Source organism: Marivita sp. (genome assembly GCF_965656765.1).
Lineage (GTDB): Bacteria > Pseudomonadota > Alphaproteobacteria > Rhodobacterales > Rhodobacteraceae > Marivita.
Genome location: NZ_CBFHLV010000002.1, coordinates 55,345 through 71,015, shown reverse-complemented (window position 1 = coordinate 71,015; position 15,671 = coordinate 55,345). Strand labels below are relative to the sequence as shown.

General features: G+C 57.6%; 15 protein-coding genes and 1 tRNA gene. 8 read left to right on the top strand and 8 right to left on the bottom strand.

Features of this window, described 5'->3' with window-relative positions:
* Nucleotide 1: 1 nt before the first annotated feature.
* The 5 genes from ACTG4M_RS01305 to ACTG4M_RS01285 all read right to left on the bottom strand — a co-directional run bounded on the left by ACTG4M_RS01305 (nucleotide 2) and on the right by ACTG4M_RS01285 (nucleotide 6,305).
* Complete coding sequence (locus ACTG4M_RS01305; protein WP_439121822.1) at nucleotides 2-1,780, bottom strand: type I secretion system permease/ATPase; 1,779 nt, start codon at nucleotides 1,778-1,780, stop codon at nucleotides 2-4.
* Nucleotides 1,781-2,586: 806 nt separating this feature from the next.
* Nucleotides 2,587-2,663 (bottom strand) — tRNA-Arg (locus tag ACTG4M_RS01300).
* Nucleotides 2,664-2,742: 79 nt separating this feature from the next.
* Nucleotides 2,743-4,125, bottom strand: a complete 1,383-nt coding sequence (locus ACTG4M_RS01295; protein ID WP_439121821.1) for a sensor histidine kinase — start codon at nucleotides 4,123-4,125, stop codon at nucleotides 2,743-2,745.
* 24 nt (nucleotides 4,126-4,149) lie between these two features.
* A complete protein-coding gene (locus ACTG4M_RS01290) occupies nucleotides 4,150-5,568 on the bottom strand; it encodes a dihydrolipoyl dehydrogenase family protein (RefSeq protein ID WP_439121820.1) in 1,419 nt (472 codons plus the stop codon).
* 2 nt (nucleotides 5,569-5,570) lie between these two features.
* Nucleotides 5,571-6,305 (bottom strand): TVP38/TMEM64 family protein, encoded by a 735-nt coding sequence (locus ACTG4M_RS01285; RefSeq protein ID WP_439121895.1) that lies wholly within the window; start codon nucleotides 6,303-6,305, stop codon nucleotides 5,571-5,573.
* A gap of 509 nt (nucleotides 6,306-6,814) precedes the next feature.
* On the opposite strand from ACTG4M_RS01285, the gene rpmH reads away from it, so the two are divergent.
* The 5 genes from rpmH (at nucleotide 6,815) to ACTG4M_RS01260 (ending at nucleotide 9,393) form a co-directional block, all read left to right on the top strand.
* Complete coding sequence (gene rpmH, locus ACTG4M_RS01280; RefSeq protein ID WP_072775959.1) at nucleotides 6,815-6,949, top strand: 50S ribosomal protein L34; 135 nt, start codon at nucleotides 6,815-6,817, stop codon at nucleotides 6,947-6,949.
* Between the two features lie 29 nt (nucleotides 6,950-6,978).
* Nucleotides 6,979-7,383, top strand: a complete 405-nt coding sequence (gene rnpA, locus ACTG4M_RS01275) for a ribonuclease P protein component (RefSeq protein ID WP_439121819.1) — start codon at nucleotides 6,979-6,981, stop codon at nucleotides 7,381-7,383.
* Complete coding sequence (gene yidD / locus ACTG4M_RS01270; RefSeq protein WP_439121818.1) at nucleotides 7,380-7,598, top strand: membrane protein insertion efficiency factor YidD; 219 nt, start codon at nucleotides 7,380-7,382, stop codon at nucleotides 7,596-7,598. Before rnpA ends, yidD begins: the two co-directional genes overlap by 4 nt.
* Before the next feature lie 248 nt (nucleotides 7,599-7,846).
* Entirely contained in the window at nucleotides 7,847-8,917 is a 1,071-nt protein-coding gene (locus ACTG4M_RS01265; RefSeq protein ID WP_439121817.1) for a M35 family metallo-endopeptidase, read from the top strand.
* Between the two features lie 122 nt (nucleotides 8,918-9,039).
* Complete coding sequence (locus ACTG4M_RS01260) at nucleotides 9,040-9,393, top strand: hypothetical protein (RefSeq protein ID WP_439121816.1); 354 nt, start codon at nucleotides 9,040-9,042, stop codon at nucleotides 9,391-9,393.
* A 69-nt stretch (nucleotides 9,394-9,462) separates the two neighbouring features.
* On the opposite strand, the gene argF is transcribed toward ACTG4M_RS01260, so the two are convergent.
* The 3 genes from argF to truA all read right to left on the bottom strand — a co-directional run bounded on the left by argF (nucleotide 9,463) and on the right by truA (nucleotide 12,649).
* Nucleotides 9,463-10,389, bottom strand: a complete 927-nt coding sequence (gene argF / locus ACTG4M_RS01255; protein ID WP_439121815.1) for an ornithine carbamoyltransferase — start codon at nucleotides 10,387-10,389, stop codon at nucleotides 9,463-9,465.
* Between the two features lie 10 nt (nucleotides 10,390-10,399).
* Nucleotides 10,400-11,581, bottom strand: coding sequence for an aspartate aminotransferase family protein (locus ACTG4M_RS01250; protein WP_439121814.1), 1,182 nt, complete (start codon nucleotides 11,579-11,581; stop codon nucleotides 10,400-10,402).
* 297 nt (nucleotides 11,582-11,878) lie between these two features.
* Nucleotides 11,879-12,649, bottom strand: a complete 771-nt coding sequence (gene truA / locus ACTG4M_RS01245; RefSeq protein WP_439121813.1) for a tRNA pseudouridine(38-40) synthase TruA — start codon at nucleotides 12,647-12,649, stop codon at nucleotides 11,879-11,881.
* 111 nt (nucleotides 12,650-12,760) lie between these two features.
* On the opposite strand from truA, the gene ACTG4M_RS01240 reads away from it, so the two are divergent.
* Genes ACTG4M_RS01240 through ACTG4M_RS01230 form a run of 3 tightly spaced genes read left to right on the top strand, consistent with a single transcriptional unit; the run spans nucleotide 12,761 to nucleotide 15,617 of the window.
* Nucleotides 12,761-14,176, top strand: a complete 1,416-nt coding sequence (locus ACTG4M_RS01240) for a YcjX family protein (protein ID WP_439121812.1) — start codon at nucleotides 12,761-12,763, stop codon at nucleotides 14,174-14,176.
* A complete protein-coding gene (locus ACTG4M_RS01235) occupies nucleotides 14,173-14,613 on the top strand; it encodes a GNAT family N-acetyltransferase (RefSeq protein WP_439121811.1) in 441 nt (146 codons plus the stop codon). Before ACTG4M_RS01240 ends, ACTG4M_RS01235 begins: the two co-directional genes overlap by 4 nt.
* Nucleotides 14,610-15,617 (top strand): YcjF family protein, encoded by a 1,008-nt coding sequence (locus ACTG4M_RS01230; RefSeq protein ID WP_439121810.1) that lies wholly within the window; start codon nucleotides 14,610-14,612, stop codon nucleotides 15,615-15,617. The genes ACTG4M_RS01235 and ACTG4M_RS01230 overlap by 4 nt, the downstream gene beginning before the upstream one ends.
* The last annotated feature ends 54 nt before the right edge of the window (nucleotides 15,618-15,671 follow it).

The window sequence follows — 15,671 nt, the reverse complement described above, 5'->3', positions numbered from 1 at the left end:
ATCAAGTACGGCGAGGGGCTTTCGTGCGGGAAGAGGGGAGAGGGTTGATATTGGTCTTCGAGTCGACACCTTTTGACAGGTGCGCATGTGCGACCTTCTCTTGCGGATCGGTCTCAACCCTCCGCCCGAAGAAATCGCTTGTGGGTGCGAATTTCTCAACCATGCCGTTCACCAGCATCAGCGTCTTGTCCGAGAGGCTCAGGAGATTGGCTTTGTGGGTGATCAGGATCACCGTCTTCCCCATCGCCTTGACCTCTTGGACACAGGCCGCCAGCGCCTGCTCACCAACGCTGTCCAAATTGGAGGCCGGCTCGTCCAGAACGATCAGGCTCGGGTTTCGGTAGACAGCTCTGGCAGGGCCGATGCGTTGTTTCTCTCCGCCTGACAGGAAGATGCCCCGTTCGCCCACGTCCGTACTATACCCATTGCTTAGCCTCTGGATCATCTCGTGCGCGCCGGCCAGCTTGGCCGCTGCGACGATGTCGGCGTCCTTTGGGTTTTCCTCAAACCGCGAGATGTTCTCAGCGATCGTGCCACCAAAGAGCTTCACGTCCTGCGGCAGGTATCCCATGTAGCGGCCCAGCTGGCGGGGCTGCCAGTGCTGCAATTCGGTGCCGTCGAGGCGCACCGCGCCAGCGACTGGTATGGACGCGCCGACAAGATGGCGGACAAGCGTTGTCTTACCGGATCCGCTTGGCCCGACGATGGTCAGAACTTCGCCGGGGTGCAGCCCAAAACTGACCCCGCGGAGCAGGGGGTCGTGGGCTCCGGGCACGTTGGCGCACAGCCCCTCGACCGAAAGATGCCCCTCGGGCGCGGGTAGTTTCACACGTTCTTCGTCATCGGGCGTGTTGTCGAACAGCAGTTTCAGGCGCTTGTGCGACGTGCGCGCGACCACGAACTGTTTCCACTGGCCAACCGCCTGTTCGACCGGTGATAGGGCCCTGCCCATAATGATCGATGCAGCGATCATCACCCCAGGTGAAATCTCTTGATTGATTGCAAGAAACGCGCCGACGCCAATGATTGCGATCTGTAGGCTCATACGAATGGATTTCGAGGTCGCCATGATCAGCCCGGCGCGGTCGCTGCCAAGAGCTTGGTTAAACAGCATCTTGTCATGTCGTTTCGACCAGCTCGAGGTCAGCGGTTCTTCCATGCCAAGGGCCTGGATAACCTCAGCGTTTTGCATTGTCGCATTGGCGAAAAAGCTGGCACCTTGTGCGGCTTCACCGGCATCGATCAGGGCGCGCCGGGTGATGACTTCATTGGCCAGAGCCAACCCGAAGATAATCGCTGCACCAGAGGTCGCCACCATTCCGAGCCAAGGATGAAAGGCAAAGCAGAGCGCCAGGTAAATCGGCACCCAAGGGGCATCAAAAAACGCGAGGACGCCATGGCCAGTCAAGAATTCACGCACTCGGTCAATGTCGCTGAGGGCGATCTGGGAATGTCCGCCGGGCAGCACGGTTTTCTGTTTCACCACGCGGTGAAAAACCGGGTTTGCAACGATCTCGTCAAATTGTAAGCCGGCGCGTACAAGCAGCTTTGTGCGGATTAGTTCCAGAAGCCCGTAGCTGACGAGCATCGCCAGCGCGATAAGCGTCAGCACGGCAAGTGTCGTTTCGTTCCGGCTTGTAAGCACCCGATCATAGACCTGTAGCATATATAGTGGACCGACGAACATCAGCAGGTTGCCAAAAAAGCTGAACACGATGGTAGCCGCGTAAATGCTTCGAAATTTTTGGTATCCCAATTGAAGAGAGGTTGTTTGGTCCATACGTTGCCGGGTTCCAGTTCAAGGTGGCACTTGTCTGCACCAGACACAAATCTAACCAAGCGCTGGGCCGATCAATTCGGCCCAGCATAGACGCCTACACCAAACGTAGCATGACATGGGATTGCCAGCTTGTTTGCCCATCAGCTTTTACATCGGCAAACAGGTACCGGTATTTTGCACGATGCCCAGCTGAAAGGCTACAGCTTTCCTCGCCATCTTCGCTTATGCGGTTTGGGCGTATCACTGGTTTACGCTCAGCACGGCAGACTTTGAGGCTATGCTCTTAAAGCGAGGCGAACGGTACACCGGGAAACCGTCTGGAATTGGGTCAACCGGTTTGGATGCCATTTCGCCGATTGCATCAAGCGCGACAGGCCATGCGCCACTGAAAAATGGCGTCTAGAGCTACGACGTCGAACTACTCAGATGCAGCAATCCATCTACAGTATCCGCTGCAGCGCGGATCTCATGGGCGTAGGCAGCCGGCGTCCGGAACATCCAGCCGTCGGCAACCTTCGCCACTTCTCACGGGCGCCCCTCAAGATCGACCAGCCGGTGCTTTCTCGCACGCAAGCCGTCTCAAATCCGTTTCTTGGACTGATCCCAACCTCCGAGCAAGATTCGACCTGCTGGAATTGCACAGGCAAAAGGCGGCGCAGGCATAAAGCAGCCCGCAACGGACCTGCTGTGCTGCAGATACGTAGCAATTTCGGGGTGTTCTATTGGCCCATACCGCACGAAAGCACCGTTAGAAGAGCTGAGTACGCGTAAAATATGAGCCTTAAAGTTTTATTGGGAATTAGTCGTGGCGGACCGAGGAGGATTCGAACCCCCGACCCCTTGATTCGTAGTCAAGTACTCTATCCAGCTGAGCTATCGGTCCACGAGGCGTGGGATAGACCCAGCGCCCGAGCGATGCAAGCGCAAATTGGAAGAAAATTCCACGCTTTGTTTTGAACTAACTAGGTAAGCCCTCCCATCGGCAAACGGATACGGAACGCGGTGCCGGATTGGTCCGTTTTGACAAGCGTCAACGAACCGCCATGACCGCGAACAAGCTCTTCTGCGATGGCAAGGCCTAGGCCTGATCCCCCTTTACGCGCTCCGCCTTGGAACGGTTGAAACAGGTGTTCGACAGCTTTCGGCGGCAGGCCCGGCCCCGTGTCGGTGACATCTACACACCAAGCATCGTCGCAAACCGCTGCCGCGACATTAATCTCACCGGGTTCGCCAGTTCCGATGATCGCCTGACGCGCATTCCGCACAAGGTTCGACAGAACACGGTAAAATTGCTCGGGGTCCGCCCGAACCATGAGATTGCCCGGCACATCTTCGCTCAGGCTGAGATCAAACTCTCCGATGGCCAACCGTTCACTATCCAGCACATCCGAGACAAGCTGTGCGAGATTGATCAGCGAAAGCGTCGGCGCGGGCTCTTCTGCTCGGCCAAAGGCCAAGGTGCTTTCGCAAAGCGACACCGCGCGAGTTATCGAATTTACCAACTTGGGCGCCATCCGCATAACAACCGGGTCTTCGCTCATTTCGATCCGATCCGTGAACAACTGGGCGGACGTCAGGATATTGCGCAGATCGTGGCTCACACGGGCCACCGCGCCGCCCAACTGCGCCAACCGTTCCTTTTGTTTCAGCGCTTGTGTCAATTGCGTCTGCAAAGACTGCAACGCCTCTTCTGCCTCGCGCAGTTCGGTGACGCTGGCCGATGGCTGAATGATACGCCGGGCATCTTCCGGAGCTTTGGCATAACTTTGCATATGCCCAACCACGCCTTTGATCGGCTTGACCAGCAACACCCGTACCGCAAGGAAAAGAAGGCTTGCTGTGAAGATCGAAATCACCGCCGACAAGACCAAGATGCGCAGGCCATAATCCAGCATCGCCATGCGCAACTCGCCGGTATCAAGTGTGATCTCAATCAACAATCCACCATCACGGAAAGGGTTGCCGATCACGCGGATCGTCTCGTCTTCGGTGTTGATCAGCCGGGTCATAGCATCACGGATCAACGTCACCGCGGTCGCCTCACGCAGATCGAATGTCTGTGACACCTCGCTTGGCATGGGGGACGATAGCACCAACTGGCGCAGTTCATCGCGCCGCAGAACCACGTTGAACACGCCTGCGTTCAACAGCAGCTCAGCTTCCAATTCAGTGTCGATCATGTCGTCAGCCAAGAGGGCCAAAGATGCGATCTGCGCTCGCTCTAGCCGGTTGAGCAGGAAATCCTCGCGATACCGCGCAATAGACGGCACAAAGATCAACACTTCCGCCAGCATCACGAAGACAGTGGTCAGGATAAGGAAACGGCCGGATAGCGAATTCCTCATGGACGCGCCCTCCGACCGGTCATGTCAAGGCAGCCACTTCTGAACAAATCCAACAACTTTCTTTACGGTGTCACTCTCGAACAATCGCGGAGAGAAATATGCCCCCGCCGCCCGTTTGTTAAGCTCTCCAATGGTTGGATAGGGCGCGACCATATTGGCGATCTGGCCCATCTTCATCTTGTTGGTGATCACAAGTGCCCAAAGGTTGATCAATTCTCCAGCTTGTTCACCCGCGATAGATGCCCCCACGGGGCGACCCTTGACCACCATGACCTTGATCAAACCACGTGTTTTGCGTTCAGCAATGGCGCGGTCATTGTGGCTAAAATGAAAGCGGACGACTTCCAGTTTTGGCCCGTGTTCTTTCTTGGCTTGCGCCTCGGTCAGACCGACCTGCGCCAGTTCAGGCTGTGTGTAGGTGGCCCAAGGGATGTGCCGCGTCGTCGCCTTTGACGGCAGGCCAAACAGCATTGACCGTATGATCACACCCGCATGATACCCCGCTACGTGGGTGAATTGCAGGCCACCGGCCACGTCACCAATCGCATAGACCTTCTTGTTTGTCGTGCGCATCATGTCATCGACCTCGATGCCCGTGCGCGTTGTCTTGATGCTCGCTTTGTCCAGATCAAGACCAGCTGTGTTTGCCTTGCGACCAACCGCAACAAGGATATGCGTGCCTTTGTAGACCTGACCGTCTTCGGTTTCGACCTCGATCGCGCCTTCCTTGCCGCGCACCTCTTTGGCGTTTGACCCTTCGGCAATCTCAAGCCCTTCTTCCCGAAGGCTATCAAGCACGATCTCGGCCATTTCCGGATCATCCTTGCCCAGCGCCTTGGCGCCTTCGATTACAGTAACCTTGGACCCAAGCCGCAAATGCGCCTGTGCCATTTCCATGCCGATGGGCCCACCGCCGATCACCAACAGATGTTCCGGCTGTTCGCGCAATTCCCAAAGTGTTTCATTGGTGATGTACGGTACGCTGTCCAGACCGGGGATTGGCGGCACAAACGGCGAAGAACCCGTTGAGATCACAACCCGGCGCGCGGTGATGCGATAGTCACCCGCCTCCACCTCGGTTGGCGAGACAAAGCGTCCATATTCCCGGATAACCCGCACACCCAGACCTTCGAACCGTTCCTGACTGTCCACTGGTTCAATCTGTCCTATCACATCTGCCACGTGATCTTTCGCCGCCGCATAATCCACTTTCGGTGTGACACTGGCGATTCCGTAGCGGGCGGCGTGGGACATGGCGTAAGCGGTTTTGGCAGAGGCGATCAGTGCTTTCGACGGGACACAGCCATAGTTCAGGCAATCGCCTCCCATTTTGTGCGCTTCAAGCAAGACCACACTGGCCCCCATTTGCACCGCACCCGCAGCAACTGACAGGCCACCGGATCCTGCACCGATGATCAGGACGTCTGTTTTGATCGTTTCCATGATCACAGTCCTTTCTTGCCGCGCACGGCCTTCAACGCGATTGGCAATGCAGCCAGCACACACAGCCCAAGGATCGGTAACAGGATATGCGGCTCAAAAATGATACCTAAGTTCGGCGTCTCACCGCGGGCAAAAACCTCACCCAGCCCGGCACCGACCGACGTATAGACGACGCCACCTGGAATAATGCCCAGGAAGGTCGAAACAAAGAACCGGTAAAGCGGCACGCCGACAAGCGCAGGCACCAGATTGGCGACAAAGAAAGGCACCGCCGGAACCAACCGGATCAGGAACAGCATCGACCATTGGTTCTCGTCGATCCCATCCTTGATCTTGCGCACAGCCCCATCACTGGCATCCATCTTGGACGAAAGACGCTCGCCCAGGCCATATCGCGCCGCAAGGAAGATCACCGTCGCACCAACCGTGGCAGCCAGCACGTTGAAAAGGGCACCGGGAAAGACCCCAAAGAGAAACCCGCCCGTCAACGTAGCAATGGTCGCACCAGGCAGAGAGAACCCGACAATAACGACATAGGCCAACATAAATGCTCCTGCCGTCAGCAAATAATTTGCATCCCGAAACGCCTCCAAGGCTTCGCGATTGGCCGCCAATGTTTCAAAGCTGAGATAATCGCGCAGGGTAAACGCGCCGATCAGCGCAACTGCGCCAATTGCAATCAGAGGCGCATAGCGCTTCCAGGCAGGTGTATCTTGGGTGTCAGTCATATCTGTCATGTCATATAGGCCCAAGCGGGCCACCTCTTGAAGTGTTGCGTGTGTGCTGTCCAAAACATGACCCCTGAAGCGCCTCAGCAACACCCGCCTCACGCCCGCTTGATCCACAACGCCGCTTTGCGTGAGAATCCGAAACCTTCTGCCCCGAATTGAAACAATCGCGCGCCCTAATACGCGCCAATATTGCAATCTGTGTCACCGCCACACGCCACCGTGTGCGATTATTTCAGAAAATGCCGCAAAGTCGTCGCTTCACCGCGCAACTCACCTCTGGCATACAAATATCGTGTGTGGTGCCCCCCAAAGGCGACGGGGGAACACCCCAATCGGTCCGGCATCGGGCCGTATTCGATGCATCATCGCATCGTCCGTTTGACCCAGTCTCGAAATTCCCAAAATTCCGGGTCGCAGCGTTTGACAACGCAAAGCCACCTGCCTATAGCACGGGCTTCGAACAACCCCGGCGGACGAATCCGCGCCCCCGGATCGACAAGACGGAGTAGGACGCGATGAAACGCACCTTTCAACCCTCGAACCTCGTACGCAAGCGGCGTCACGGCTTCCGGTCGCGCATGGCCACCAAAGCTGGCCGCAAGATCCTGAACGCGCGCCGCGCCCGTGGCCGCAAGTCGCTGAGCGCGTAAGCGTCCCGCGACCAAGCAGGTAGACTGACATGACACCGCCGGAGGCCTCCTTGGACACAAGGGGAACAACGCCTCCGGCGGTGTTGTCATGTTCAACGGTCACTGTCCTTCGTCACCGCGCTGATTTTCTTCGCGCGGCTCGGGCCCTTCGGCGTGGCACTGATGGCATGTTGGTTCAGGCCCGGGACCGCAAGGATGACGACCCAACAATCCGCGTCGGCTACACCTGCTCCAAGAAAATCGGCAATGCAGTCGCACGCAACCGCGCCAAGCGCCGCCTGCGCGCTGTGGTCGCTGACGTGCTTTTGCAGGGCGCAAAACCTGGCTGGGATTACGTGTTGGTCGGACGGCCCGGCGTGACCATCGACCGCGACTTCACCGCGCTCAAAGGCGATCTGACCTACGCCTTGCGCAAAATCCACGCACAGACATGACCCCCCTCGCCTGGACCCTTGCCCTACCGATCAAAGCTTATCGCCTGATCTTTAGCCCATGGGTCGGTCACAACTGCAGATATCATCCCACCTGTTCCGCATACGCGCTAGAGGCGTTGCAGAAACACGGCGGCATCAAAGGCAGCTGGCTCGCCGCCAAACGCATAGCCCGCTGCCAACCTTGGGGCGGATCGGGAATCGACAACGTGCCCTGAGCGCGTCTTGTTCGAAGGCGACCGGTCCAACAAAATACTTGCGCGACGTCCCATTTGGACGCACCCTGACGCTAAGTCAATTTATTGTGCTAAACCGCACCTGACGAGATGGAGCGAAGCGGGTTAAGTGTACCATTATGATTAGTGGTTGTGAGTTCTGACCAGTTTTTTGGTCGCGCTCTTCCTTCTGGCGAAAAAGTATCCGCTCTGACTGTCAGGCTATGTACTTGCATTAAAGGAACCCAATTATGCCGTCGAAATTCACCGATGAATACGATCGAGTTAAAGCGAACCTAGCGATCTCCAGCAACACTGACAAGCTGAGCGGAGAAGAGCAGAAACTGATCGACGATCTGATCCTACTGATGGAAACGTCTGGCCCGGCCGCCGGTCATGCCGCAGCCCTCGACACACTGCGCGAACAGTGCAAGCGCGGTCTTTTCAAACGGATTTTCGGACTGGACAAGGACCGCGAGGCCAACGGAATTCTCGACCTCTCCGGCACCGGTGCGACCAAGAACAAGAAAGCCGCCGCTCTTAAGACTCTTAGGCATCTCCACCTCTTGTCGAGATTTGGCGGACATGACGCTTGGGCACTATCCCTGCCGAAATCCTATCGTAACTGGGCGACAGGCGAATTTGAACATGCCAATGAAGCATCACTCTCGACCAAGCTCAAGGACATCAACGAGTACCACTCAAAAAGCGACCTGAAGAACCTTCAACACGCTTCCCAGAAGGCCCTTGCCTGGTCTCAGAAAGCGAATGTTGTCTGCCATTCTGTTGGTGCCAATACGATTGGACGAAAACTGATTCAGCGGTGGTTCGCGGACGAAGATCACCAGTCTGACGCAGATATCTCAGCGCTTGCGTTGCGCCTATCCACTGGATTCCAGAAAATTTCTCGCGCCTGTAACAGCGGACGCATGGTTCTCACAGACGACCCGACCGTCCGGGGCGATGGAAATTGGGAAAACAGCGAAGCCTTTGCCTACCGTCTTGGCGGTCAGCGCTTGAACGTCATCTATATCGAAAAGGCGTTTTTCGGCAAAGGCAACACGCTGGAAGGGTCCAAGAACTGGGCCCGCATCCTAATACACGAACTGACCCATTCGCAGCTTAACACCGACGATGTGACCGTGCCCGGCGATGCACATCCGCGCTATTCTTGGCATCCGCAGGGCATCAAGCCGCGCAAGGCCAGTTTTCACACTGAATACGCGATGAACAATGCGGACAGCTGGGCGTTCTTTGCCGTCGATGCGGCCGGGATGTTGACAAACTCCGAACGCAATGTCGCGCTCAATCCTAAGCCATGATATCGCGGCCAGCCTCTTTCGCCGCGGGTATTTTGCTGATCGTGACCACAGTCGCGGTCGCCCTTTGGGCGGGCAGCGCACCTGACCCGCAGAGTCCCTCGTCTGACAAGGAAACCAACAAAATGAGCCAACACCTGCCCGGTTCTGGAGCCAGCCATGTTCCTCCACCCGCTGTCGATGCCCTTGTATCGAATGGTATACGATACGAACCGGCTGTGTCCGGCCTCCCTCTGGACGCAAAAGATGTCACCGGATGGATGCGGGCCACGAACATCGCGTCGGGCGAGGTTATCTGGCTTGCCCAAGTCTATACACATCCCGATCCGGTAGACCCTTTTCTTCCCGGTGGCGGGCGCAACATGATCCCGATGAAGCGCATCGCTCTGTCCGGCAATATGATCGAGGTCGAAGACTTACGCGGGCGTACATTCCTCGTCGATCCCGCAACCGGCACGTCAACGCCTGCGGGCGGCTGAGGCCGACCAACGCAGATAATCTGCGTGTCAGAAAAACCAAGGAGCCGCAGTGTCCGCTCTTACCCCGGTCTATACCCCAAGGCAGTAGCGCATGATTGCCTTCTGTGCGTGAAGACGATTCTCCGCCTCGTCAAAGATCACGGATTGCGGACCGTCCATTACCTCTGAGGTCACTTCTTCCCCACGATGCGCGGGCAGACAATGCATAAACAAGGCGTCCGGTTTTGCGTGGCCCATTAATGCCTCGTTCACCTGAAAAGACCGAAGCATATTGTGACGCCGTTCCTTGGCAGACTGCGCATCATGCATGCTGACCCAAGTATCAGCCACAACCAGATCAGCGCCCTCGACTGCTTTGAATGGGTCACGCTCAATGGTGACGGACACCCCTGCATTCCGCGCAAGCCCAACAAATTCCATTTCAGGATCAAGCTGCACAGGTCCGGTAAAGGTGAAATCAAACCCGAACTGTGCCGCCGCATGCAGGAAGGATGCACAAACGTTGTTTCCGTCGCCGCACCATACGACTTTCTTGCCTTTGATCGGCCCGCGATGCTCTTCATAGGTCATCACATCGGCCATGATCTGGCAGGGATGCGTGCGGTCGGTCAGCCCATTGATCACGGGAACCGAAGCATATTCTGCCATCTCTTCAAGCACCGCTTCATCGAACGTCCGGATCATAATGAGGTCCACATAGCGGCTCATCACGCGTGCGGTGTCAGCAATGGTTTCACCGTGGCCCAATTGCATATCAGACCCGGACAACACCATCGTTTGTCCACCCATCTGACGAACGCCGACATCAAAAGACACCCTTGTCCGCGTCGACGGCTTTTCAAAGATCAAAGCAACCATTCGCCCAGCCAGCGGCTGCGTGTCATCGGGCGCCCCTTTTGGGCGGCCGTTGCGCTGGTCTTTCATGGCCATGGCCTGATCGATCACCTGCCGCAGATCACCTGCATCGGTTTTGTGAATATCCAGAAAATGTTTCATGTTCATGTCCTCAGCTCATCGCCTCGCGGACCGCGTCCGCTGCGAAATCAAGCCGGTTCACGGCCTCTGAAATCTCGTCTTCACTGATGTTGAGCGGTGGCAAAAGACGCACAACATTGTCGGCGGCGGGCACTGTGATCACACCACATTCATAGCCTGCTTTGACCACATCAATCGGCGCGACTTTACATTTGACGCCTAGCATCAAACCTGTTCCCCGTACACTTTCAAAGACATCCGGGTGTGCCGCGATCAACCCTTCCAGCTTTTGCCGCAAGAATCCCGCGCGGGAATTGACCGCCGCAAGGAAGTCCGGGTCCGTGACAATGTCCATCACTGCACAGCCCACGGCGCAGGCCAACGGGTTGCCCCCGTAAGTCGAACCATGTGTGCCAGCCGTCATGCCTGACGCCGCCTCTTCGGTCGCCAGAACTGCGCCCAACGGAAATCCACCTCCAATGCCCTTGGCCACCATCATGATGTCTGGCGTCACCCCGGCCCATTCATGTGCAAACAGCCGCCCGGTGCGCGCCACACCGCACTGAACTTCGTCAAGAATCAATAGGATGCCTTTTTCATCGCAAAGCGCACGTAGCCCCTTAAGGCACTGATCCGGCAAAGGCCGAATACCGCCCTCACCCTGAACCGGCTCAATTAGGATCGCCCCGACTGTGTCATCAATCGCGCCATGCAGCGCGTCGTGATCACCCCAACCCACATGCTTAAAGCCCGGCAGGATTGGCCCAAAACCCTTGGTCATTTTCTCGGAGCCAGCCGCAGCAATTCCGGCCGAGGACCGACCATGGAACGAGCCGTCAAAAGCAATGATCGTTGTCTTTTCTGGATGGCCTTTCTCGTACCAATACTTACGCGCCATCTTCACCGCCAATTCGCAGGACTCGGTCCCTGAATTGGTAAAAAACACCGTGTCGGCAAAGCTCGTCGCGACCAGTTTGTCGGCCAATGCCTGCTGCTGAGGAATCTCATAGAGGTTCGACACATGCCAAAGGTTCTGCGCCTGTGTTGTCAAAGCCTGCACCAGTGCCGGGTGTGCATGGCCCAGCGCGTTCACTGCGATGCCTGCCCCCAAATCTAGAAAGCGTCGCCCATCCGCCTCGATCAGCCAAGTGCCTTCGCCTTTCACAAAATGAAGCGGCGCGCGGGAATAAGTCGGCAAGACAGAGGGGATCATAGGAAACCTCATTTTTAGAAGCCCAAGCCGTGCCAAGCGGCGCGGGCCAAGTCAACGGAAAGGATGGTGAATTCAGACAAATGACGGATCGCCCACAATCAGGGGCGGCTGGGCAAGATCAGATGTCTCGTCGGATATCATTCAATTTTGTCATGTTACGGCTCATCAGACAAAACGGCCTGCAAAACAAGCCTTATTCTTCTCCGTTTCAAAAAATCTGGGTGCCTTCGGCAGCGCCCCAGACAGATTTTTTGAAAATCTGCACCTCGGTGATACGCCCCGCACGGCGCGATGCAGTCAGGTGTAGAAGGGATCATCGAGATACCCAACACTCATCAGGTAAAGCCCTTGCGGCGGGCTAACCGGGCCACATGCAGCGCGATCCCGCGCCTCCAAGGCATGCTTTATGTCCACAGGTTCCCACGCACCTGACCCGACCCGCTCAAGCGTCCCGACAAAACTACGCACCTGATTGTGCAGAAATGACCGCGCGCGCAGACGGAACTGAAACTCGCTGCCCCAATCCGTCTCAATCTGCGTGATATCCAATGCATCCAGTGTTTTGACGGGTGACGCCGCTTGACACATGGTCGACCGGAACGTCGTAAAGTCATGCAGACCGATTAGGTGTTGGGCCGCCTCCTGCATCCGCTCCAACACCAATTCTTGCTTGACCTGCCACACCTGCCCGGCTTCCAACGTCAACGGCGCTCGGCGTGACACAAGCCTGAATAAATACCGCCGCTCCAGGGCCGAAAACCGCGCGTGCCAGTCGTCAGCAACCGCTGCCGCATCCACAATTGCCACGGGCAAGGGCTTGAGATGATAGTTCAAAGCCTCTGACAATCGAAACGGCGACCAATCCCTGGCCAGATCGCAGTGGCAGACCTGACCGCGCGAGTGCACTCCTGCATCCGTTCGCCCTGCCGCCGCAATCGTATGGGCACCAGGCTGTAGTTGGGCCAAGGCGGCCTCGATCGCGCCCTGCACTGACGGCTGATCGGCTTGCCTTTGCCAGCCAGCGAAAGGCGCGCCATCGTATTCGACTCTAAGGGCATATCTGGGCATGCGCACCGCTTAGCCTGACGATTTGCGCCAAACAATCCCCCTTACGCTGCACTGGTATCCCCGGCCACTCGCCTCTATCTCTGACAGCAACGCAATGAAAAGAGGCCGCCCTTGGTCATTTCCACCATCGCCGATACCCTAACCCGCGGCATCGAAAACGTCACCGATACGGTATCGGGCACGTTCTTTGAGCCTGTGATCCGGCTTGGTGTGACTGGACTAGCGCGGTCGGGAAAGACCGTTTTCATCACGTCACTGGTCGCGAACCTGATGGATCGTGGGCGTATGCCGGGCGTTTTGGCGCAAAGCGAAGGGCGTATCCTTTCGGCCTATCTACAGCCACAGCCGGACGACACGTTACCGCGCTTTGACTACGAATCCCATCTGGGCGACCTGACAGCGCGTGACCCTCACTGGCCTGACAGCACGCGCACCATCAGCGAATTGCGCCTGTCCCTTAAGGTGCGCCCATCGGGGCTTTTATCGGGTCTTCAAGGACCACGGACCATACATCTCGACATTGTGGATTATCCCGGTGAGTGGTTGCTTGATCTGGGTTTGCTGGAAAAAACCTACAGCCAATGGTCTGAAGAAACCCTTAAGCGCATCGCAAACCGTGACACAGCTCAGGATTACCTGGCACAGGCGCGCACCGAGGATGCCACCGCACCACTTGATGAACCACGCGCGCAAAGCCTCGCCGCCAGCTTCACCGCCTATCTGAAAGCCGCGCGACAGGCCGGGTTCTCCGACTGTACGCCAGGCCGTTTCCTTCTGCCCGGCGACTTGGCCGGTAGCCCCGTGCTGACCTTCGCGCCCTTGCCAGCAACCCACGACGCGCCGCGAAAATCACTCGCCCGCGAGATGGAACGCCGGTTCGAGGCCTACAAAAGCCAAGTTGTAAAACCGTTTTTCCGGGATCATTTTGCCAAGATCGACCGTCAAGTCGTTTTGGTCGACGCTTTGGGCGCAATCCATGCAGGCCCCCAAGCAGTTGAGGACATGCGGCAAGCGATGGCTGATATCCTCGGCGCTTTCCGCCCGGGGCAGAACGCCTTTCTCAGTCAGCTATTGCTTGGCAAACGGGTGGAAAAAATCCTCTTTGCCGCCACCAAGGCCGATCACCTACACCACACCCAGCACGCCCGCCTGACCGCGATCATGGAGGCGCTGACCCGCGATGCCCGTGATCGCGCGCAATTCGCAGGGGCCAAGACCAGCGCCATGTCTATTGCATCCTTGCGCGCCACGGTCGAAGAAATGCGCGCGCATCAGGGGAGCGAACTTGGCTGCGTGCGCGGAACACTGTTGGACAGTGGCAAACAGGCTGCATTCTACCCCGGCGAACTGCCGCAGGACCCGACGCACCTTCTTGGTCCAGCGCGCGACGGGGCCGAGAAATGGCTCGACCAAGACTATCAGATCATGCGTTTTGCCCCTGCCAAACTCAGCCTAAAACCCGGTGAAGGCCCGCCCCATATCCGTCTCGACCGCGCGGCACAGTTCCTGATCGGGGATCGCCTATGACGGTGCTACGTCCTGCACATCCCCTGGATGCAGGTCGCGTCGGTGCGATCCTTTCGGCATGGATCGATGAAACCCCGTGGATGCCGCGCGTTCACACCCGTGCCGAAGACATCGCTCATGCCGCAATGATGGTGGATCGGGGATGGGTCACCGTGTCAGAAACCACTGAGGTCATAGGGTTTCTCGCACGCGAGGGCGACGATATTCACGCGCTCTACATCTCTCCTGCCGTCCGCGGTCACGGAGTAGGCTCAAGACTCCTCACTGACGCAAAGCTGCACGAAGACCACCTGACGCTTTGGACCTTTCAGGCCAACACCCGCGCGCAGGTCTTTTACGAACGTCACGGTTTTACCGAGGTCGAACGCACCGACGGTGCAGGAAACGACGAAGGTCTGCCCGACATCCGCTATCATTGGCAAAGGACACCCTCATGACCAAAGCCAAAGGCCCGGTCCTGTTCGATCTTGATGACGATGCCCCCGCGCCAACCCCGGCCGAGGCGCCGCCCGTACCCGAAATGCTGGAACCAGCTCCCACTGGGCAAGCGATGACCACTGCGGCGGCCCTCGCCGCACGCCCCGTATCACGGTTGGCGCGTTGGTTCTGGTCGCTACTGTTGCTGCTCATCACCACGGTCGCATCGGTTGCTGCGTGGAACTTCCTGACCAATCTGGTGACACAAAACGTCTATCTCGGCTACGCGGTCGCAGCACTGTTCGGGCTGTTCTTGCTGGTCGTTCTGCTGATCGTGATCAAAGAACTGTCGGCCTTTGCCCGGCTTGGCCGCATCGACCGCATCCAGCATGACGCGGATGCAGCGCTTGCGAGCGAAGACCTGACCGCTGCCCGAAGTGTTATCAAAGACCTTACTGGCCTCTATGCATCGCGCGACGACACCAAATGGGGTCGTGAAAAGCTGAAGGACCGCGAGGCCGATATGTTCGACGCCTCCGCCCTGATCGCATTGGCGGATCACGAACTCCTCGGACCTCTGGATCAAGCCGCTCGGCGCGAGGTCGAAGCCGCCGCACGCCAGGTCGCTACTGTCACGGCCCTCGTCCCTCTGGCGCTTGCCGACGTGGTCGCCGCGTTAGGCTCCAACATTCGCATGATCCGCCGCATTGCCGAAATCTATGGCGGGCGTTCCGGAACTCTAGGAAGCTGGCGACTGACCCGCGCGGTGCTCTCGCACCTTGTCGCGACAGGTGCAGTCGCCGTGGGCGACGACATGCTCGAACCCATCCTTGGTGGAAGCATCCTTGGCAAACTCTCGCGGCGCTTTGGCGAAGGTCTGGTCAATGGCGCGCTTACAGCCCGCGTCGGTGTTGCCGCAATCGAGGTCTGCCGCCCCCTGCCCTTTGCCAGCGGCAAACGTCCCTCTGTCAGGTCAATCGTCAAAACCGCGCTCAGCGGATTGATCAGCACCAAAGGACGTTAAACCAGCACTTGATCCAGCGCATTGTCGGCTTTTTGGTTTCGCCGCATACTTCTG